The organism is Mycobacterium sp. E342, from assembly GCF_001667665.1.
In the GTDB taxonomy this organism is placed as follows: Bacteria; Actinomycetota; Actinomycetes; order Mycobacteriales; family Mycobacteriaceae; genus Mycobacterium.
The window spans coordinates 14,582-33,995 of sequence record NZ_LZJM01000152.1; the positions used below are offsets into that span (position 1 = coordinate 14,582).

Sequence of the window (19,414 nt, forward strand, 5' to 3'; positions counted from 1 at the left end):
TGCGACCGCGCTGGACGCTCATTCGGCCCCGTGTCGGGCCCAAGCCCCGGTCGGCGCGACCCGCACAGGTCCGGCAGGATGGGCTGGTGTTTGGCCTCGTCCTGATCGTCGCGCTCGTCTCCACCGTCATCGTCGGGACGGTCCTCGGTCGGCGCTACCGGGTGGGGCCCCCGGTGCTGCTCATCGTGCTCGGCACGCTGCTAGGTCTGATCCCCCACTTCGGTGGCGTGCACGTCAACGGCGAGATCGTGCTGCTGCTGTTCCTGCCGGCGATCCTGTATTGGGAGGGCCTGAACACCAGCTTCCGCGAGATCCGGGCGAACGCGCGCATCATCGTCTTCCTCAGTGTCGGGCTGGTGATCGCCACGGCGGTGGCGGTGTCGTGGACAGCGCGGGCGCTGGGCATGGACTCGCACGCGGCGGCTGTCCTGGGCGCCGTGCTCTCCCCCACCGACGCCGCAGCCGTGGCCGGCCTGGCGAAGAAGTTGCCGCGCCGGTCGGTCACCGTGCTCAAGGCCGAGAGTTTGATCAACGACGGCACGGCCCTGGTGCTGTTCGCCGTCACGGTCCACGTGGCGATCGGCGGATCGGCGATCACCCCGATCGACCTGGTCGGCCGTTTCGTCGGCTCCTATCTGGGCGGCATCGCCGCCGGACTGCTGGTGGGCGGAGCGGTCACGCTGGTGCGCAAGAGAATCGACGCCCCTCAAGAGGAAATGGCGTTGAGTCTGCTGACGCCCTTCGCGGCCTTCCTGCTGGCCCAGAGCATGGACTGCAGCGGCGTGGTGGCGGTCATGGTCGCGGCGCTGGTGCTCGCCTACGCCGGACCGGTGGTGATCCGCGCGCGGTCCCGCCTGCAGGCCTACTCGTTCTGGGACAGCGCGACCTTCCTGCTCAACGGCTCGCTGTGGGTGTTCGTCGGCGTCCAGATCCCGGCGGCACTGCACGGCATCGCCGGCGTGGACGGCGGGATCCGCCGCGCCCTGTTCATTGCGCTCGCCGTCACCGGCGTGGTGATCGTCTCGCGTATTTTCTGGGGCGAGCTCACGGTGGTGTTGATCCGGCTGATCGACCGCCGAGAGGCGCAACGCGAACGTCGCGTCAGCTGGCGGCAACGCTTCGTCACCGCCTGGGCCGGATTCCGTGGGGCCGTGTCGCTGGCCGCGGCCCTGGCCGTCCCGGCGACCACACTCAGCGGCGCGCCGTTCCCCGACCGCAGCCTGCTCATCTTCATCGTGGTCGTCGTGATCCTGACCACCGTCCTGGTCCAGGGCACCACGCTGCCCGCCGTGGTCCGCTGGGCGAAGATGCCCGAGGACGTCGCCCACGCCGAGGAGCTGCAGCTCGCCCGCACCCGGGGCATGCGGGCCGCCCTCGACGCGTTGCCGGCCGTCGCCGACGAGGTCGGCATCGGCGACGACCTGCGCCGCCGACTGCAGAAGGAGTACGAGGAGAAGGCCGCGGTGGCCGTCGCCACCGAGAACGGCTCGACGGACAACCACCTCGTCAAGAAGAAGGAGCTGGTGCGCCGGGTGCGACTCGGCGTCCTGGACAGCAAGCGGCGGGAGATCACCGCGCTGCGCAACCAGAACCTCATCGACGACATCGTCTTGCGCGAGCTGCAGAACGAGATGGACCTCGAGGAAGTGCAGCTGCTCGACGCCGCCGACAACGAATAGGCGCGTCGGTCGTCGACCGTACAGTCGGCTCCATGTTGCAGACGGTGGCGATCCGCGGATACCGCTCGCTGCGCGAGGTGATCCTGCCGCTGGGCCGGCTCTCAGTGGTCACCGGCGCCAACGGCGCCGGGAAGTCGTCGCTGTACCGCGCGCTGCGGCTGCTGGCCGATTGCGGACGCGGCGAGGTGATCGGGTCGCTGGCCCGCGAGGGCGGGCTGCAGTCCGCGCTGTGGGCCGGACCCGAGGAGTTGAAGGGCGCCCGCCGGACCGGCAAGGCCGAGGGCACGGTGCGCACCCGTCCCGTGGCTCTCGAACTGGGTTTTGCCGCAGATGATTTCGGCTACCTCGTCGACCTGGGCATCCCGGTGTCGGCGGGGCGGGCCGACTCGCACTTCGCCCGCGATCCCGAGATCAAACGCGAGGCGGTGTTCGCCGGCCCGGTGTTGCGCACCGGCACGACGCTGGTGCGCCGCGCCGCGAGTTTCGTCGAGGTCACCGCCGACACCGGTCGCGGATTCGACGAGCTGTCCCGGTCCCTGCCGTTGTACCGCAGCGTGCTGGCCGAGTACGCCCACCCGCACGCGCTTCCCGAGCTGGCCGCCGTGCGCGAGCGGCTCCGCGGGTGGCGGTTCTACGACGGCTTCCGGGTGGACGCAGACGCGCCCGCGCGCCACCCGCAGGTCGGGACGCGCACCCCGGTGCTCGCCGACGACGGCAGCGACCTGGCCGCCGCCATCCAGACGATCATCGAGGCCGGCATCGAAGGCCTCGGCGAGGCCGTCGCCGAGGCCTTCGATGGCGCCACGGTGTCGGTCGCCGTGCACGACGGCCTGTTCGACCTGCAGCTCCGGCAGCGCGGCATGCTGCGGCCGCTGCGCTCGGCCGAATTGTCCGACGGCACACTGCGATTCCTGCTGTGGGCGGCCGCCCTGCTCAGCCCGCAGGCGCCCTCGCTGATGGTGCTCAACGAGCCCGAAACATCCCTGCATCCGGACTTGGTGCGTCCACTCGCCGGGCTGATCCGCGCCGCCGCAGCCCGGACCCAGGTCCTGGTGGTCACCCATTCACGATCACTGCTGGAAGCCACCGGCGACGACACCGCCGAGATCGAGCTCTACAAGGAGTGGGGTGAGACACGCATCGCCGGTCAGAACCTGCTGACGACGCCGCCGTGGGATTGGGGCAAGCGCTGACGACTACGGGCGCGCTCGTTTTACGAATGCATCGCGGGCGCGTAAGAGATGCCGATGATCATGCCCTCGATGGACTGCAGTCGAGCGACAGTTTGTCCCCACGGCTCGGTGTAAACATCGTGTAGCAGCGTGAACCCCTTCTGCGTCAACTCGTCCGCTGCAGCCCGGACGGCGTCGGCGTCCGCGACCTCGAACTCGACGCTGGCCTGTGGCACCGGCCGCTCAACTGGCCAGTCAGGCGTGCCAAAGCACGCTTGCGCAGCCTGAGTCAGTGGCCAGACACCGAAGGACTTGCAGCCGTCGATGCCTTCACTGTGGAGGTAGCCGTCGGCTTCCGCCGTCAGGGGCAGGCCGAGCGTGTCCACGTACAACTTTCGGCTGACCGCCGGCTCAGGGGTGATTACTGCAACGCTCGTAATGAATTGCACATCCATGGCTTCGCCTTCCAGCGCGAATTCGACTGACCCACCGATCGTGGCATCCCGTGCCCACACCCCAGGCTAGGCGCGGACCCGAATATTGCTCGCCGTGCAATATTGCCTGCCGTGCAACTTTTGCATACGGTGGTCGTCATGACCGAACCACCGCGGGGGTTGCGCGAGCGCAAGAAGGCCGACACCCGGCGTGCGCTCAGCGACGCCGCGCTCAACCTGACATTCGAACGCGGACTGGACAACGTGACGCGCGAGGACATCGCCGGCCTGGCCGGCGTTTCGTTGCGCACCTTCAACAACTACTTCAGCGGCAAGTACGAGGCGCTCGCCTACCGACAGACCGAGCGGATGCGCCGTGGCATTGCCGCGTTGCGGCAACGCCCGCCCGACGAACCGCTGTGGACGGCGATCACGCACGCTGTGCTCGAGCCGCTGGAAGCCGACTTCGGCGAGGTGTACGGGGAGGAAAACCAGGTGCCCAGCCGCCGGGAACTCGTCGAGGTACGCAAGATGCTGATGAACCCGCAAGTGCGTAACGCGTTGCCGCAGAACCTCTTCGATGAATGGCTCACCGTGATCGCCGAGCGCACCGGCACCGATCCCGAGCACGACCTGTATCCCCGGCTGGTGGTGGCGATCGTGCGCGCCGTCGGCGACGCCGCGGCGGAGGCCTACGTCCGGGCCGACCCACCGGTCCCGATCACCGACCTGATTCGTTCCGGCTTCGCCGCCGTCAGCGCCGGCCTGCCCGAACCCGCCAAGCGCAAGAAGAGGTCCCATGACTGACGAACGTGCCGAAATCGTCATCTCCGGCGCCGGCCCCAACGGCCTCATGCTCGCGTGCGAGCTCGCGCTGGCCGGCATCCGCCCCGTCGTGCTCGACGGCCTGCCTGGACCCAGCGACGAGCCGAAGGCGAACGGTCTTGTGGGGCAAGTCGTTCGGACGCTCGACATGCGCGGTATCTACCGGGAGTTGACCGGGGACGCCGATCCGCCGAAGCCCACGTACGGCTGGATGTTCGCCGCGATGATGCTGAACTTCGCCGGGCTGGAAGACAATCCGATGTACGCGATGGTCATGCCCCAGCCCCGGCTGGTGCGGTCGCTGGAGAAGCGGGCCCGCGATCTCGGAGTGGACCTGCGCTGGGGACACCAACTGACGGATTTGCGGCAGGATGCCAACGCCGTTGCGCTGCGGGTGTCCTCCTCCCCCGAACGCGACTATCGCATCGACGCCGGGTATCTGGTGGGTGCCGATGGCGGACGCAGCCTGGTGCGCAAGACGGTGGGGATCGACTTCCCCGGCACCACGCTCGACTTGGTGGGCCGGCTCGCCCACGTGCACGTCCCCGACGACCTCCGGCGCGCCGACGGTGGCCTGGACATTCCCGGGTTCGGCCGGCTCCCCCTGGGCCACACACGGTTGGACCGGGGCGGGGTGATCTACGCGGAGTTCGAACCCGGTCGATCTTTGTTCGGCACACTCGAATTCGGGCCGCCGGTCCAGGACACACCGATGAGCGTGACCGAAGTGCTGGCAAGTGCCCGTCGCGTCCTCGGCGTCGACGTTCCCTTCGAAGATCCGAAAGGTGCGGGGCCACATGCTCTTCGGCGCGTAAACGGTCAAAACACCCGCCACGCCGAGCGCTACCGCGCCGGCCGGGTCCTGTTGCTCGGCGACGCCGCCCATGTCCACAGCGCCATGGGCGGCCCCGGCCTGAACCTGGGCCTGCAAGACGCCATGAACCTGGGCTGGAAGCTCGCCGCCCACCTCGACGGGCGTGCGCCGGCCGGACTGCTCGACACCTATGAATCCGAACGGCATCCCGTCGGCGAACGCGTGATGATGCACTCGCAGGCCCAGACCGCCCTGATGTTCCCGGGCGCCGAAGTCGCCGCGCTCCGCACCCTGATGGGCGAACTGTTCACCCTTCCCGACGTCGCCAAACACATGGCCGCGTTGCTGGCCGGCACCGACGTGCGGTACGACGTCGGTGACGACCATCCCCTATCGGGTTGGCCCGTGCCCGAGCTGACGCTCCCCGATGGCCGACGGGTCACCGAACTGCTGCACAGCGCACGGCCGGTGCTGCTCGATTTGGACGGCCGCGTCGGAGCCGCGGCGTCGGGCTGGGCCGATCGGGTAAACGTCGTGACGGCGACGCTCGGCGAACCGCCCGCGGCCGCACTGCTGATCCGGCCCGACGGATACGTCGCCTGGGCCGCGAGCGAATTCGGCGCGGCCGACCATCCCCGCCTGCACGATGCGCTGCGGCGCTGGTTCGGGCCGGAGTTCAGCGGTTAGGCGGAAAGATCCGCCGTCGAGTGTGCGCCTACGGCGGCGTCGCTCGGCGTGTCGCCGCCATAGGCGCACACTCGAAGCCCTCATCGCACACTCGAATCGCCGGCGACGGGCTGGAAGTACCTGGCCGTTCTGCGGCCCGCCTCGACGCGTGCTTGGCTGGGTGCATGGCATCTATGAACCCCGGTGATCCCGTGCGCAGCGCGCAGAAGATCGTCGACGTGTTGTCGGCGCAAGGCGTGCAGTACGTCTTCGGTGTGCCGGGCGCGAAGATCGACGCCGTCTACGACGCCCTGCTGGACTCCGGCCCGCAATTGGTGGTGTGCCGCCACGAACAGAACGCCGCCTTCATGGCCGGGGCGATCGGCCGCCTCACCGGGATCCCCGGCGTGGTGCTGGTGACGTCGGGCCCAGGCACCACCAACCTGGCCACCGGATTGCTGACCGCCAACACCGAACAGGATCCGGTGGTCGCGCTGTGCGGCGCGGTGCGCCGGGAGGACCGGCTCAAACACACGCACCAGTCCATGGACGCCGCCGCGATGCTCAGGACGGTCACCAAATTCACCGGCGAGGTCAACGACCCGGGCAACGCGGCCGAGGCCACCGTCGGCGCGTTTCGCGCCGCGCTCAGCGAACCGCGCGGGGCCGCCGCCGTCGTATTGCCCGCCGACGTCTTGGCCGCCCCCACCGCGGCGAGTATCCCTGGGCGGCACCCGATTCCGCCGCTGGCGGCCGCCCCGGCGGCGTCCGTCGCGCAGGCGGGCGAGCTGATCCGCGCCGCTAGGCGGCCGGCGTTATTGGTCGGTATGCGCGGCGCCGACCCCGACAGCTGCCTGGCACTGCGCGCCCTGGTCGCCACGACGGGGCTGCCCGTCGTCGAAACCTTCCAGGCCGCGGGGGTGATCTCCCGCGCGCTGGAGGACAACTTCCTGGGCCGGGTGGGGCTGTTCCGCAATCAGCCCGGCGATGTCATACTCGCCCACGCAGACGTCCTGGTCGCCGTCGGCTACGACTCCGTCGAGTACGACCCGGTGCTGTGGAACACCGACGTCCACCGCACCGTCGTGCACGTCGACTCGGTGCCGGCCGACATCGACAACCACTACCAACCCACCGTCGAACTGCTCGGCAACATCGCCGCCACGCTCACCTCGTTGACCGACCAGCTGGCCGGCCTGACGCTCACCGACGACTATCAGCGCGAGATCGCCACCCAGCGAAAAGCGTTGGCCGACATCGACACAACCGCCGGGGACGCGACACCAGGAGGCCCGGGCCTGAACCCCGTCGCCGTCCTGCTGCGGCTGCGCGAAGAAGTCGACGACACCGCCACCATCACCTGCGATGTCGGCTCGGTCTACATCTACATGGCCCGCCATTTCCGGGTGTACGAGCCGCGGCGGCTGCTGTTCTCCAACGGACAACAGACCCTGGGTGTGGCGCTGCCCTGGGCCATGGCGGCCTGTCTGGTGCGGCCCGGAACGCAGGTGGTGTCCGTCTCCGGCGACGGCGGATTCCTGTTCTCCGCCCAGGAACTCGCGACCGCAGCCCATCTGGGGCTGACGTTCACCCACATCGTGTTCCGCGACAATAGCTATGACATGGTCGGCTTCCAGGAGATGCTCAAGTACGACCGCAAATCCGGTGTGGAGCTCAGCGACTACGACCTGGTCTCCTATGCGGCGGCCTTCGGCGCCCGCGGTTACCGGGTGAGGACACCCGACGAATTCACCGCCACCCTGCGCCAGGCGCTGGCCGAGGACGGCCCTTCCCTGATCGACGTCCCGGTGGACTACAGCCGCAACACCGACCTCGCCGCACACCTGCACGACGACCCCTTCGAATGAGGACCATGGACACCCCTGCCGGCGCATATGAACGCTTCCGCCATTGGGCGACAACGCTGCTCACCCATCAACGCGCGAACGACGCCGAGGTGTACCAGTTCTCGACGATCGGCGCCCTGCTGGAGGGTGTCTACGACGGCGACGTCACCGTGGCCGAGATCCTGCGCCACGGCGACTTCGGGCTGGGCACCTTCAATCACCTCGACGGCGAGATGGTCATTCTCGACGGCGTCTGCTACCGGCTGCGCGCCGACGGCTCCGCCAGCCGGGCCGCGCCGACGGATCTCAGCCCCTTCGCTGCGGTCACCCGATTCCACAACGACTTTCAGATCGCGATCCAAAGCCGCACCTCCCGCACGGAGCTGACCGCCGCGATCGACCGCCAAATCACCAGCGCCAACCTCATTTACGCCGTCCGGATCACCGGGCACTTCGTCGAGCTGCACACCCGCACCGTGATGGCGCAGAAGCCGCCCTATCCACCGCTGACCCAGGCCACCGAGGAACAGGCCGAGACCGTCTTCACCGACGTCTCGGGCACGGTGGTCGGGTTCCGGACCCCCGACTTCGAGCAGGGCATCTCGGTCGCCGGGTATCACCTGCACTTCCTCAACGCCGACCGCACCGGCGGCGGGCACATCCTCGATTTCACCCTCGAGCGCGGAGAGGTCGCGATCAGTGGGGCATCGCAATTGCATCTGAGCCTGCCCACCTCCGGTGACTTCCTCGACGCTCGGCTGTCCGGCGCCGACATCGCCGACCAGATCGACCGCGCCGAAGGCCCGAAGGGCGACCGGGCGTAGTCCGTTCGGCGGAATTCATGGACTGTTCAGGCCAGCGTCAAGTCCACATTGTTGAACGCACACGCGCACCGCGTGTCCTCACGTTATGCGCGTAGTACAGGTCGCCAATTTCTATGGCCCTCGCTCCGGCGGCCTTCGCACCGCGGTGGACCGGCTCGGCGCCGAATACTGCGCCAGCGGGCACGAGGTGTTCTTGATCGTTCCCGGCCAGCGCGCCGAGCGCAGCCAGCTGCGCACCGGCGTCGTGCGAATCACCCTGCCGGCGCGGCTGATTCCGCTCACCGGCGGCTACCGCGCGGTCCTACCCGGCCCGGTCAAGTCGCTGCTGGAGGCGTTACGGCCCGACGCCTTGGAGGTGTCCGACCGGCTCACGCTGCGATCCCTGGGCCGTTGGGGCCGCAACCACGGCGCCACGACCGTCATGATCTCCCACGAGCGGCTGGATCGCCTTGTGGGGCAGATACTTCCGCGCCGCGCCGCGGTCAAGTTCGCCGACCTGGCCAACGCGCGCACCGCGGCGGACTACGACACCGTGGTGTGCACCACCGGTTTTGCGCGTGAGGAATTCGACCGCATCGGCGCGACGAACACCGTGACCGTCCCGTTGGGCGTGGACCTGCAGACCTTCCACCCGCGCCGGCACTCGTACCTGGTACGGCGGCGCTGGGCCGCGCCGGGCCAGCTGCTGCTGGTCCATTGCGGCCGGCTGTCGGTGGAAAAGCGCGTCGACCGCAGCATCGACGCGATCGGCGAGCTGTGCCAGGCCGGTGTCGACGCCCGGCTCGTGGTCGTCGGCGAGGGTCCGCTGCGGGCCAGGCTGGAGCGGCAGGCCGCCCGGCTGCCGGTGGACTTCACCGGTTTCGTCTCCGATCGCCACACGGTGGCCGGGCTGCTGGCCTCGGCCGACGTGACGCTGGCCCCCGGGCCGCACGAGACGTTCGGGCTGGCCGCGCTGGAGTCGCTGGCCTGCGGCACACCGGCGGTCGTCTCGCGGACCTCGGCGCTGACCGAGATCATCACCCCGGACAGCGGCGCTTCGGCGGATAATCACCCGGCCGCGATCGCGCGGGCGGTCGGCGCGGTCACCAGCCGTCCCGAGCACCACCGCCGTGTGTCAGCGCGCCGACGCGCCGAGGACTTCACGTGGCACCGGGCGGCGACGGGCATGCTGGCGTCGTTGGGGGCGCCGGCGCTGCCCGATCAGCGTGGCGATTCCGAATACACCGCATAAACCCCACGGGCGCTCGAGCGCGCCATTCCGAGGGCTTACGGGCCCCAGATCAGCAGGTCTTCCATCCCGTTGTTCATTGTCACCGTGGTCGGCGCCGGACCTGTGACGTCGAAGTGGATTTTGCCGGTCGCTTGGGCACCGTCAGGAATGGTTGCCCCGCTGATGTTCGTCGGGCTCGCGACCCACCACAGAACCCGATAGGCGGCCGCATTCGGGGCGATGGCGTTAAATTGCGAAATCGCTGGAGTGACAGTGCCGCGAATCGACCTGACGGTTGCCGTGGCTTCCCATAGCTTGCCGGTCGGCGTGTAGCCGGGAGTAACGTCGCTGCTGGGCTGTAGGTTGCTGACCGTCCATGCAAGGACAACCTGGCCTACGCTGTCGGTCATCGTCAGTTCGCTACCGAGTTTGCCGACGATGGGGTAGGTGGCCGATGCGATGGGTGCGCTACTCACACCGATGGCGGTCATTACGACGGCTGCGACCGTCATGATCATCGTGGGGATCTTCACTGGTATTCCTCCTCGTTTGAGCGGCGAGAGCATTTGCCGCCAATCGACTCCGAAACATCAACCGTGTCTCCCGCAATGCCGTTTCACTAGGGCCGTTTGGCCCCATTAGTTCGGCGACCTACGCCATCCGAATGGGTCGGCATTCGCCGCTTACGTGGAAATGGAAATGGTCGCGGGCTTAATTATCCGCGGAGCGCTCCGGCTTCCAGCCGACATATGTCAGGTACAACCCCGCGGATGCCAGGCAAACGAACAACACCCATATCGCCGCGGACATACCCGAGCTGTATATCGCGTCTCCGGCCGCGTCGTAGGCCTGCGGCACCGTCAACAGCAGCACCCCGCGGATCGCGAAGAACCAGCCCACGGCGGACACGATGACCGCCGCGAGGCCGCGCCAATACTGGTGAAACGCAATGATGAAAATGCCGCCCATCAACAGAATCGCCCCATAGAGCCACGGCCACATGGGATTCGCCTTGAACTCGGTGAACAGCGTCTGCATGTACGAGCCGCGCACCGCGACCGTGATCGGCACGATCGTCAGGTACGGGCCCAGCACGCGGGCGAACATACGGGTACGAGTCTGCGCTTGCTCGGATGTACTCATGGCCGTAGACGTCCTTCGAAGTCGGAGCCTTCCGCTCCATCTGCCCTACTTCCGATCGCGACGCTACGCCACCCTTTCGCCGAGCAGGGCGGCATTTCGGGCGGCAGCTAGTCTCGGTGCAGACGATCAGGGAGGCGAATCGGTGACAGCCCGGGACCAGGTGTTGATCAGCGTCGCGCAGCTCGCTGACCTCGTGGAGGCCGGCGACCCGGTCACCATCCTCGACGTCCGGTGGCGGCTCGACGAGCCGGACGGGCGGCCGGCCTACCTGCAGGGCCACCTACCCGGCGCGGTGTACGCCTCCCTCGAGGAGGAACTCAGCGATCACACGATTTCTGGACGCGGCCGCCATCCGCTGCCGTCGGGAGGCAGTCTGCAGGCCGCCGCGCGCCGATGGGGAGTCCGGCAGAATTCGCCGGTGGTGGTGTACGACGACTGGAATCGCGCCGGTTCGGCGCGCGCCTGGTGGGTGTTGACGGCGGCGGGGCTGCCGGGCGTCCGCATCCTGGACGGCGGCCTGGCCGCTTGGCGATCGGCCGGGCTGAGCGTGGAAACCGGCGAGGTGACGCCGCAACCGGGGAATGTGACTGTGCCGCACGATGATCTGTATGCCGGTGCCCTGCCGACCCTCACCGCCGACCAGGCCGGCGCCGCCGCCGTGACGCTGCTCGATGCCCGGGCTCCCGAACGCTTCCGCGGCGACGTCGAACCGCTCGACCCCGCCGCCGGCCACATCCCGGGCGCCCAGAATCTGCCCAGCACCGCCGTCCTGGCCGCCGACGGCACGTTCGTCGGCGGCGAAGCGCTCACCCGACTGCTGGGCGAGCGCGGGGTCGATGGGGACGGTCGGCTGGGTGCCTATTGCGGCTCGGGCGTCACCGCCAGCGTCGCGGTAGCCGCGCTCGCGGCGGCGGCCCGGGAGGCGGCGCTGTTTCCCGGGTCGTGGTCCGAGTGGTGTTCGGACCCGGGCCGGGCGGTCGCGCGCGGCCCCGAGTAGCGATCAGACCCAGCTCTCGAGGAAGGCCGCGGTTACCCGGGCCGCGTTGGCCGCCGCGATCCGCTTGTAGCAGAAGAACTGGAACGGGAAGCCGGGCAAGTGAAGTGGATCGCCGGGCCCGTCGGTGATGCCTCGGATGCCCAGGAACGAGACCCCGTGCGCGTCGGCCACGGCCTGCGCGGCCGCGGTCTCCATGTCCGTCGCCTCGAAGGCCGGGTCCGCCGTCGAGACGATGCGCAGGTTGCTGATCAGCGCGCTTCTCAGCCAGCGGACACCCGCCTGCCGGAAGTTGCCGGTGTACCGCATGGACCGGTTGGGCACGCTGGGGGGCTGGCAGCCGAAGACCTCGCCGCCGTTGGGGATACACGGAAACGCCACGCCGTTGTTGTTGTCCCAACTGCAACCGTCGCCGCCGACGACGACCTGCGGCCTGCGCCGCAGATCGATCCAGCGGGTCGCGCCGTCCAGTGCCACGGAAAGCTTGTCGGCCGTCGCCAGCATGCCGGGGTCGACGGGGCGAAACGTCGCGCCGTGGTCCAGGGTCCAGCGCGCCGGCACGGCGACATCGGCGATCCTGGTGCGGCCCGCACCGCCGGCGACGCCCGAAAACACCACCGCGCCAATCGCATTGGGGGCGTCGGGCGGGAAGCGAGCGAAGGCGACGGCGGCGGTGTCGCGCGCGTTCACCAGGCCGATGCCCGTCATCGCCACGATCACCCTCTTGGCGGCGATCGAACCGAGGTAGAAGTGCCGGCGGTCGGCGACCACCACCGGATCACGATCGAGCGTGGTGTGGGACAGCACCGCGTCGGCCTCGGCCGGGAAGGCGGACAACACCAGCACGCGCGTCCCGCCGGAATCCGCGTCATCTCCCACCGGCCCAGTAAACGCCCGCCGGGGCGCGCTTCGGTGCACCTTTGCTGATTCCAGCCCTGCACGGGTGGGCCAGCGGCTAGTCTCAGCGGCGTTGCAGCCAACCGGGGGGCGCGGCCGACGGAGGAGTCACGCTCATGCTCGAAGTGATCGAACGACAGCCGAGCGGCGAATCCCGCAGGCCGCCGGTGTTGTTCGTGCACGGCGCCTGGCATGGCGCCTGGTGCTGGGACGAGCATTTTCTGGACTTCTTCGCCGACAAGGGCCACCGGGCGCTGGCGGTGAGCCTTCGGGGTCACGGCAACAGCCCGGCGACCAGGTCGATGCGGTTCTGCTCGATCACCGACTTCGTCGCCGACGTCGCCGCGGTTGCCGACGGCTTGCCCGAACGGCCGGTGGTCGTGGGCCACTCCATGGGCGGCTTCGTGGTGCAGAAGTACCTGGAATCACACGAGGCCGCCGCGGCCGTACTGCTCGCCTCCGTGCCCCCCAGCGGAATCCTGGGATTCCTGGCGCGCAGGCTCAAGCGTCACCCGTGGTACACCGCCAGCGGCCTGGCCATGACCAGGTCGTTGCGCGGCGTCGGCGCCACACCGGAATTGGCCCGCGAAACCTTCTTCTCCCAGTCGAACTCCGATGCCGATGTGGCGCGCTACGCTGCGGCACTCGACGAAGAGTTCGCGCTGAGGATCGCCATCGACATGCTGTGGCTCAAGCTTCCCAGGCCGCATCTGGTCAGCACGCCGCTGCTGGTGCTGGGAGCCGAGGACGACGTCTGTTTCACCGCAACCGAAGTTCGGGCCACCGCGGCCGCCTACGACACTCGAGCCGAGTTCTTCCCTAAGATGAGCCACGACATGATGCTCGACCCCGGATGGCGTGCCGTCGCCGAACGAATCCACGCGTGGCTCGAAACATGCGTGCCCGCAAGTTGACTGCGCCATGACCGGCCGCCTCGACGGCAAGGTCGCGATCATCACCGGGGCGAGCACCGGCCTGGGACCCGTGCTGGGCTCGCGATTCGTCGGTGAAGGCGCCAAGGTGTTGCTGGCCGCGCGCCGCGAAGAGCTCGTTCGCGCCGCCGCCGACGCGGCCGGCCCCGGTGCGATCGCGATGCGCGCGGACGTCACCGACGAGCACGACGTCGCAGCCATGGTGGCGCGCGCCGTCGACGAATTCGGCCACGTCGACATCTTGTGCAACAACGCGGCCGCGCCCGGCGAAGACCGCTGGATCTGGGAACAGACCCTGGACAATTGGAACGCCACGATCGCCATCGACGTCACCGCGGCGATGCTGTGCACCCGGGAAGTGCTCAACCAGTCGATGTTGGCCCGCCGTCGCGGCGTCATCCTCAACTTCTCCTCCACGGCGGGCTATTCCGGCATCGTCCGCAAGAGCCACTACGTCACCGCGAAGGCGTCGCTTCGGGCGTTCACCAAGACGGTGGCTCTGGAGGTCGGCCCATACGGCATCCGGTGCAACTGCATCGTGCCCGGCTCGATCGACACCGAGCTGTGGCGTCGATGGGTGCAACGTACCGCCGACGAACGCGGCGTCGACTTCGCCACCCAACGCGCCAAAGCCATCAAAGGCGTTGCCTTGCAGAATATCTCCACACCCGATGACGTCGCCAACCTGGCGCTGTTCCTGGCCGGCGACGAAAGCCGCACCATCACCGGTCAATCGATCCCCGTCGACGCCGGAGGGTACATGCAGGGATGAGCGCCCCCCGACTCTCGGTGGCCACCCCCGTGGTGACGATGTTCCCCAAAGCCAGTGGAGACTGGGAGAAGACCGCATCCATCGAGGACCTGACGCGGGTCGCCGAAGCCGCGGATCGGCTCGGCTACCACCATCTGACCTGCAGCGAACACATCGCCCTGCCCGCGGCCGAGACGCACCGCCGCGGCACCCGCTATTGGGATCCGCTGGCCACCTTCGGCTACCTGGCCGCCCGCACCGAGCGAATCCGGTTGGCCACCAACGTGCTGGTGCTCGGATACCACCATCCGCTCGAGATCGCCAAGCGCTACGGCACGCTGGACAAGGTCAGCGGCGGCAGGCTCATCCTCGGCGTCGGCGTCGGAAGCCTCAAGGAAGAATTCGACCTCATCGGGGCGCCTTTCGACGACCGCGGACCGCGAGCCGACGACGCGCTCAGGGCGCTGCGCGCCTCGCTGTCCGTGCCCGAACCCGAATACCGCGGCGAGTTCTATTCGTTCGGCGGCATGGTCGTCGATCCGTGCGCCGTGCAGGAGCGTGTTCCGTTCTGGGTCGGCGGCCGGACCCCGCGATCGCTGCGCCGCGCCGCAACCCTGGCCGACGGCTGGGCACCCTTCAGCGTGAGCCTGCGTGATGCACGAGACTGGTTGAGCCGCTTCGATCTTCGGCCCGGGTTCGAGGTGGTCTTGCCACCGCCGGCACCGCTGGACCCGATCAACGAGCCGGAGCAAACCCGCGATGCCATCGGCCGGATCGCCGCACACGGAGCCACCATCGTGCCCGCCGTCTTCCGCCACACATCGCTGCAGCACTACCTGGACCAGCTTCAGGCGCTCGCCGAATTGCACTCTCCCGGGGGCGCCACGTGATACGCGTCAGGGCGGGCATATTCAGCCTCACCCCCGCCGCGCCGGCCGACGACGACGGCGGTTACCTGCGGTGGCACCTGCTGGATCACATGCCCGAGCAGTACCAGCTGCCGGGGATCGTGCACGGGCTGCGCTGGATCGCCGACGGCGACTACCCCGCGCACCGCCTGGCGGCCCACGGTGCCCTGGGCGAGATCGGCAACGCGGTGCACTACCTCGTCGGCGACCCGGTCGAGGAAACCTTCGACGACTTCGTCGCACTCGACCGCGCGCTGCGCGAGAACGGCCGGTTTCCCGTCGTCCGGCCCTCCTTACAGGTGGCCGGCCTGCGCCTGCTGCAATGGCAATCCTCGCCGCGCGCACTCGTTTCCGCCGAGGTGGTGCCGTTTCGGCCGCACCGCGGCGTCGTGCTCATCGTCGAGGAACCCGTCGACGGGCGCCGCCCGGACGAGTGGCTGCAATGGCTGCATGCCGAGCATCACCCGGCGCTGCTCGCCGCGCCGGGCACCGCCGGGGCGTGGACCTTCGGGTCCAGCGCGGGCTGGAGCCACCTGCCGCGGGGATGGCGCACCGACCACCAGTACATCACCGTCATCTACCTCGACGACGACCCGCTGACCACCACCGACGCGTTGGCCCCCGTCATCGAACAGCGCTGGCGGTCATCGGCCGTACGGCCGCTGTTTGCCGGGCCGCTACGCAGCATGGTCAGTTGGGAAGCCTGGCGGTAAACCCGGCGGTTGACTGGTCGCCAGAGAAATGAGACCTTCCCGAAACGAACGGGATCTATAGTCCTCGCTGGCAAAGGAGGTGAGATGAAGATCCCCTATATCTTCGTGGCGGCCGGGCTGGTGCTGGCCGCCGGCCTGTCCGGGTGTTCCGGTAAAGGAAGTCAACCGGCGTCGGCCCCGAGTTCGAGCACAGATCCCGTGAGCACCACGGTCATGATCGACGGGAACAAGCACACGATGACCGCGGGGGTGGACTGCACCAGTTCGGCGGCCCAACCGGACGCGTCACCGCCGGAATCCGGGGACCTCACCACCCACATCAGCGTGCACGACGATACGGCGTCGGTCTCGCTGGCCCTCTCGGACGAGAAACCGCCCATGGTCGACGGATTCGCGATCTCGCTCGCGCTGAGCACCGGTCAGTATCAGCTGCCCTACCAGGCGACCAAGTCGGCAACACAGGTGCAGGCAACCAAGCAGGGCAAGAGCTACACCGTGACCGGGATGGGCCAGGCGACCACACCGGGCCAAAACGGCACGCGCCCGGTAACTTTCGGGATCCATGTCACCTGCCCGTGAACGCTGCGCCCGTGCGGCCGGCTTGCGGTAACCGCATGGTTGTCTATCGCCCTGACCTCTGCGATGCTGGCAGCTTGGACATCTTCGCGGAGTGGCAAACCGGCGGTACGGAACTACGGTGGCGATCGACGACCGCCGCCAACGATGCGCAGGAAGTCGCGGTCTTCAGTCGCCGCTGCGGCACGCCGGGCACCCCCGCCCTGGTACTCGTGCACGGCTTTCCGACGTCGAGCATCGATTATTTCGCCCTGGCCAATGAATTGGGCTCGGAGTTCGACATCTACGTCCTGGACTTTCCGGGGTACGGCCTGTCCGACAAACCGGCTGAGCCCTACGTGTATTCGCTCTACGACGACGCGCGGCTGCTGGTCTACGCGATCACTCAGGTATGGAGTCTGACCGAATTCCGCATGCTCACCCACGATCGCGGCAGCAGCGTCGGCATGATCGCGCTGGAGATGCTGGCGGCCCTGGATCCCCCCGTCGTCCCCGTCGACCTGATCGTGACCAACGCCAACATCTACCTGCCGCTGTCCAACCTCACCGCGTTCCAGACCGCACTGCTCGACCCCGACACCGGGCGGCCCACCGCCGCGGCGACCACGCCGGAGATGCTGGCGGCCGGCCTGGGCGCCAGCACCTTCATGCCGCGACGCACACTCGATGATCCCGAGATCGCCGCATTGGCGAGGTGCTTTGCCCACAACGATGGCATCCGCGTGCTGCCGGACACCATCCAGTACCTCCACGAGCGGGCCGCCGACGAAACAGGTTGGCTGGAAGCGCTTTCCACCAGCCCGGTCAACACCACGCTGGTGTGGGGCTTGCACGACAACGTCGCTCCGCTGCGCGTCCCCAATCACGTCTGGCAGACGTACCTGAAGACCAAGCCCGGCCGCAACCGCTATTGGGTGGTGCCCGGCGCCGACCACTACCTGCAGTGTGACTCCCCCGGGCAACTGGCCCAGATCGTCCGCCTGACGGCCCGAGGCGGGGACATTCCGCTACAGACGCTGGGCAACCAGCCCGACGGCGCGGTGTTGGTGGACCAAAGCGCGTCCTAGGCCCCGCAGCCCACTCACCCCGTCACGATGGGCAAGCGCGCCCACCCGCGCACGCTCGCGGTGTGCGCTCGTTGCGCGTTGGCATAGTCGACTTCCCAGTCGGGCCAGCGTTTGAGGACCTCTTCGAGGGCTACCCGGCCTTCCATCCGGGCCAGCGCCGAGCCGAGGCAGAAGTGCAGGCCCTGGCCGAAACTCAGGTGGGCGCCTTCGCGGTGGATGTCATAGCGGTCGGGATCGGCGAACCGGCGATCGTCGCGGTTCGCGGAGCCGTTGAGCAGCAACATGTATGAGCCCTCCGGCACGACCCGACCGTAGAGTTCGGCGTCCTGCGCCACGTACCGGGCCTGCACCGGCGACGGCGGCTCGTAGCGCAGTGTCTCCTCGACCGCCCCGGGGATGAGCGACGGGTCGGCGACCAGTTCGCGGCGCTGGTCCGGATGATCCGACAGCAGCTGACCCATGAAGCCGATCAGCCGGGCCGTGGTCTCGTTCCCGGCGCCGGCGATCATCGCGGTGTAGGCCAGCACCTCGGTCCGGGACAACGGACGCCGCGTGCCGTCGGATTCTTCGATCTCGGCCCGCAACAGATCCGTCATCAGGTCATCGGACGGGTGGTCGGCCCGCCATTCGATGTACTCGGCGAACACGACGATGCTTTCCTCGAACAGCTTCGCGTTGACCGCGGCGGGGTCGCGCTCGTCGGACAACTCGATGTAGGCCCCGCCGCGATCGCGAATCTTGGCCTGATCCTGTTCGGGAATGCCCAACAGGTAACCGATGGTCCGCATGGGCATCATCGCCCCGAGATCGGCGATGAAATCGAAGCCGCCCGCACCGACCAGCGGATCCAGCTCCCGCACACAGAATCCCCGCACCAGGTCCTCGACCGCGAGCATGCGCCGAGGCGTGAAGACGCGGGACAACAGGCGCCGGTGCAGGTCGTGCAGCGGCGGGTCCTCGAACAGCAGAATGCCCGGGGGCACTTCGATATTCGCGAACAAGATGTCGGCCGTGGTGCCGCGCCCGGATCGATAGGTCTGCCAGTTGTGCAGCTCGCGCGCCACGTCCTCGTAGCGGCTCAGCGCGTAGAAGTTGTACCTCTCGTTGTAATACAGCGGCACCTCATCGCGCATGCGCTTCCACACCGGGTACGGGTTGTCATCGATGCCGGAGTCGAACGGGTCGTAGTACAGGTCGATCGCGCGGACGCCCGCCTCGTGCATGGTTGGTCAGTCCCTTCGCTCAGTCGTTTCTGTGCAGGAAGCCGTGCAGGACCGCCTGGGTGAGTTCTTCGACGATCACCTCTCGAGATGGCGGCTTGGCGCCGAAATACGTGGAGCGCAACGCCGCCATTCCGGCGATCATCGCCACGGTCGAATGGGCCGGCAGGTCCGGATGTTCGGCCCGCAGACCCCGCAGGTGCATGCCTTCCGCGCTGATCTGACCGAGCGTCGTGATCGCCTCCCGGACGTCCGCGATGCCGGCGTCGGCCTTCTCCTCCTCGGTGAGCGCCTCCGACGCCATCAGCGTCAATAGCAGGCCCTGGTGTTCGACGAACACGTCGTAGAGCTGCCCGACGAAGTGCCGCGCCAGTTCCTTCTCGTCGGTCTCCTTGGGGACGACCGACTGCCAGGTCCGGCCGAACTCGTCGACGAAGTTGGTGAAGGGCAGGACGAGCGCCTCGCGGAACAGGGCCGCCTTGGACCCGAAGTTCCGGAACAGCAAGTGTTCCGTCACGCCAGCGGCCTGGGCGATTTCACGCGTCGTCGTGCCGCGATAGTCCTGGCGCGCGAAGAGGGCCCGCGCGGCGTCGAGCAGCAGCCCGCGCGGGGCGCCACGGGGCCGGCGCGTGGCCGCAACGGGTGTGCCGCTCTTCGTGGAAGGCCGCTGGGGCACTGACCCTTACTCCTCGAACATCGGGGGTTGACGAACTTTAAGATAGTAGCCACTATCTACAAAGTC

At 68.3% G+C, this 19,414-nt stretch carries 20 protein-coding genes; 14 read left to right on the plus strand and 6 right to left on the minus strand.

What is annotated here, in order from left to right:
* The first annotated feature begins 86 nt into the window (after window positions 1-86).
* Together A5692_RS10115 and A5692_RS10120 are read left to right on the plus strand one after the other, a co-directional pair.
* Window positions 87-1,679 carry a Na+/H+ antiporter gene (locus tag A5692_RS10115; RefSeq protein ID WP_068055183.1) on the plus strand — a complete coding sequence of 531 codons (1,593 nt, stop codon included), beginning with the start codon at window positions 87-89 and terminating at the stop codon, window positions 1,677-1,679.
* A gap of 32 nt (window positions 1,680-1,711) precedes the next feature.
* Window positions 1,712-2,872 carry an AAA family ATPase gene (locus A5692_RS10120; RefSeq protein WP_068055185.1) on the plus strand — a complete coding sequence of 387 codons (1,161 nt, stop codon included), beginning with the start codon at window positions 1,712-1,714 and terminating at the stop codon, window positions 2,870-2,872.
* Between the two features lie 20 nt (window positions 2,873-2,892).
* Here A5692_RS10120 and A5692_RS10125 read toward each other — a convergent pair whose 3' ends face one another.
* Entirely contained in the window at window positions 2,893-3,306 is a 414-nt protein-coding gene (locus A5692_RS10125; RefSeq protein ID WP_068055189.1) for a VOC family protein, read from the minus strand.
* Between the two features lie 138 nt (window positions 3,307-3,444).
* On the opposite strand from A5692_RS10125, the gene A5692_RS10130 reads away from it, so the two are divergent.
* From A5692_RS10130 to A5692_RS10150, 5 genes are all read left to right on the plus strand, one after another.
* Entirely contained in the window at window positions 3,445-4,092 is a 648-nt protein-coding gene (locus A5692_RS10130; RefSeq protein WP_068055310.1) for a TetR family transcriptional regulator, read from the plus strand.
* Window positions 4,085-5,611: an FAD-dependent monooxygenase gene (locus tag A5692_RS10135; RefSeq protein ID WP_068055196.1), complete on the plus strand. Its 1,527-nt coding sequence runs from the start codon at window positions 4,085-4,087 to the stop codon at window positions 5,609-5,611. The genes A5692_RS10130 and A5692_RS10135 overlap by 8 nt, the downstream gene beginning before the upstream one ends.
* A 164-nt stretch (window positions 5,612-5,775) precedes the next feature.
* Window positions 5,776-7,458 carry an acetolactate synthase AlsS gene (gene alsS, locus A5692_RS10140; protein ID WP_231984273.1) on the plus strand — a complete coding sequence of 561 codons (1,683 nt, stop codon included), beginning with the start codon at window positions 5,776-5,778 and terminating at the stop codon, window positions 7,456-7,458.
* Window positions 7,459-7,463: 5 nt separating this feature from the next.
* Entirely contained in the window at window positions 7,464-8,261 is a 798-nt protein-coding gene (budA, locus tag A5692_RS10145) for an acetolactate decarboxylase (protein WP_156766009.1), read from the plus strand.
* Window positions 8,262-8,346: 85 nt separating this feature from the next.
* Window positions 8,347-9,492, plus strand: a complete 1,146-nt coding sequence (locus A5692_RS10150) for a glycosyltransferase (protein WP_068055201.1) — start codon at window positions 8,347-8,349, stop codon at window positions 9,490-9,492.
* A gap of 35 nt (window positions 9,493-9,527) precedes the next feature.
* On the opposite strand, the gene A5692_RS10155 is transcribed toward A5692_RS10150, so the two are convergent.
* Both A5692_RS10155 and A5692_RS10160 read right to left on the minus strand, forming a co-directional pair.
* Window positions 9,528-10,004, minus strand: coding sequence for an MPT63 family protein (locus tag A5692_RS10155; protein WP_068055204.1), 477 nt, complete (start codon window positions 10,002-10,004; stop codon window positions 9,528-9,530).
* A gap of 178 nt (window positions 10,005-10,182) precedes the next feature.
* Window positions 10,183-10,614 (minus strand): hypothetical protein, encoded by a 432-nt coding sequence (locus A5692_RS10160; protein WP_068055207.1) that lies wholly within the window; start codon window positions 10,612-10,614, stop codon window positions 10,183-10,185.
* Between the two features lie 142 nt (window positions 10,615-10,756).
* On the opposite strand from A5692_RS10160, the gene A5692_RS10165 reads away from it, so the two are divergent.
* On the plus strand, window positions 10,757-11,611 hold the full coding sequence (locus tag A5692_RS10165) for a sulfurtransferase (protein WP_068055210.1): 855 nt from the start codon (window positions 10,757-10,759) through the stop codon (window positions 11,609-11,611).
* Window positions 11,612-11,614: 3 nt separating this feature from the next.
* Here A5692_RS10165 and A5692_RS28180 read toward each other — a convergent pair whose 3' ends face one another.
* Entirely contained in the window at window positions 11,615-12,487 is an 873-nt protein-coding gene (locus A5692_RS28180) for a hypothetical protein (protein ID WP_231984275.1), read from the minus strand.
* Window positions 12,488-12,621: 134 nt separating this feature from the next.
* Between A5692_RS28180 and A5692_RS10175 the strand changes: the two genes are divergently transcribed.
* The 6 genes from A5692_RS10175 (at window position 12,622) to A5692_RS10200 (ending at window position 17,452) form a co-directional block, all read left to right on the plus strand.
* Window positions 12,622-13,419, plus strand: coding sequence for an alpha/beta hydrolase (locus tag A5692_RS10175; RefSeq protein WP_068055212.1), 798 nt, complete (start codon window positions 12,622-12,624; stop codon window positions 13,417-13,419).
* Window positions 13,420-13,426: 7 nt separating this feature from the next.
* Window positions 13,427-14,209: an SDR family NAD(P)-dependent oxidoreductase gene (locus A5692_RS10180; protein WP_068055216.1), complete on the plus strand. Its 783-nt coding sequence runs from the start codon at window positions 13,427-13,429 to the stop codon at window positions 14,207-14,209.
* Window positions 14,206-15,078 carry an LLM class F420-dependent oxidoreductase gene (locus tag A5692_RS10185; protein ID WP_068055219.1) on the plus strand — a complete coding sequence of 291 codons (873 nt, stop codon included), beginning with the start codon at window positions 14,206-14,208 and terminating at the stop codon, window positions 15,076-15,078. The genes A5692_RS10180 and A5692_RS10185 overlap by 4 nt, the downstream gene beginning before the upstream one ends.
* Entirely contained in the window at window positions 15,078-15,809 is a 732-nt protein-coding gene (locus tag A5692_RS10190) for a hypothetical protein (protein WP_068055319.1), read from the plus strand. Before A5692_RS10185 ends, A5692_RS10190 begins: the two co-directional genes overlap by 1 nt.
* An 84-nt stretch (window positions 15,810-15,893) precedes the next feature.
* The gene (locus A5692_RS10195; protein ID WP_068055221.1) at window positions 15,894-16,388 is read left to right on the plus strand and encodes a lipoprotein LpqH; all 495 of its coding nucleotides are present in this window, start codon (window positions 15,894-15,896) and stop codon (window positions 16,386-16,388) included.
* 74 nt (window positions 16,389-16,462) lie between these two features.
* Window positions 16,463-17,452, plus strand: coding sequence for an alpha/beta fold hydrolase (locus tag A5692_RS10200; RefSeq protein WP_068055224.1), 990 nt, complete (start codon window positions 16,463-16,465; stop codon window positions 17,450-17,452).
* 14 nt (window positions 17,453-17,466) lie between these two features.
* Here the strand turns inward: A5692_RS10200 and A5692_RS10205 are convergent, their stop codons facing one another.
* Both A5692_RS10205 and A5692_RS10210 read right to left on the minus strand, forming a co-directional pair.
* Complete coding sequence (locus A5692_RS10205) at window positions 17,467-18,675, minus strand: cytochrome P450 (RefSeq protein WP_068055227.1); 1,209 nt, start codon at window positions 18,673-18,675, stop codon at window positions 17,467-17,469.
* 19 nt (window positions 18,676-18,694) lie between these two features.
* On the minus strand, window positions 18,695-19,348 hold the full coding sequence (locus A5692_RS10210) for a TetR/AcrR family transcriptional regulator (protein ID WP_068055230.1): 654 nt from the start codon (window positions 19,346-19,348) through the stop codon (window positions 18,695-18,697).
* Between the last annotated feature and the right edge of the window lie 66 nt (window positions 19,349-19,414).

Bases quoted from the DNA above. Each gene is read 5' to 3' on its own strand.
- A5692_RS10120 (WP_068055185.1), top strand. From the start codon at position 1,712: ATGTTGCAGACGGTGGCGATCCGCGGATACCGCTCGCTGCGCGAGGTG.
- A5692_RS10135 (WP_068055196.1), top strand. From the start codon at position 4,085: ATGACTGACGAACGTGCCGAAATCGTCATCTCCGGCGCCGGCCCCAAC.
- A5692_RS10195 (WP_068055221.1), top strand. From the start codon at position 15,894: ATGAAGATCCCCTATATCTTCGTGGCGGCCGGGCTGGTGCTGGCCGCC.
- A5692_RS10150 (WP_068055201.1), top strand. From the start codon at position 8,347: ATGCGCGTAGTACAGGTCGCCAATTTCTATGGCCCTCGCTCCGGCGGC.
- A5692_RS10125 (WP_068055189.1), bottom strand. From the start codon at position 3,306: ATGGATGTGCAATTCATTACGAGCGTTGCAGTAATCACCCCTGAGCCG.
- A5692_RS10180 (WP_068055216.1), top strand. From the start codon at position 13,427: ATGACCGGCCGCCTCGACGGCAAGGTCGCGATCATCACCGGGGCGAGC.
- A5692_RS10205 (WP_068055227.1), bottom strand. From the start codon at position 18,675: ATGCACGAGGCGGGCGTCCGCGCGATCGACCTGTACTACGACCCGTTC.
- A5692_RS10175 (WP_068055212.1), top strand. From the start codon at position 12,622: ATGCTCGAAGTGATCGAACGACAGCCGAGCGGCGAATCCCGCAGGCCG.
- alsS (WP_231984273.1), top strand. From the start codon at position 5,776: ATGGCATCTATGAACCCCGGTGATCCCGTGCGCAGCGCGCAGAAGATC.
- budA (WP_156766009.1), top strand. From the start codon at position 7,464: ATGGACACCCCTGCCGGCGCATATGAACGCTTCCGCCATTGGGCGACA.
- A5692_RS10185 (WP_068055219.1), top strand. From the start codon at position 14,206: ATGAGCGCCCCCCGACTCTCGGTGGCCACCCCCGTGGTGACGATGTTC.
- A5692_RS10130 (WP_068055310.1), top strand. From the start codon at position 3,445: ATGACCGAACCACCGCGGGGGTTGCGCGAGCGCAAGAAGGCCGACACC.
- A5692_RS10160 (WP_068055207.1), bottom strand. From the start codon at position 10,614: ATGAGTACATCCGAGCAAGCGCAGACTCGTACCCGTATGTTCGCCCGC.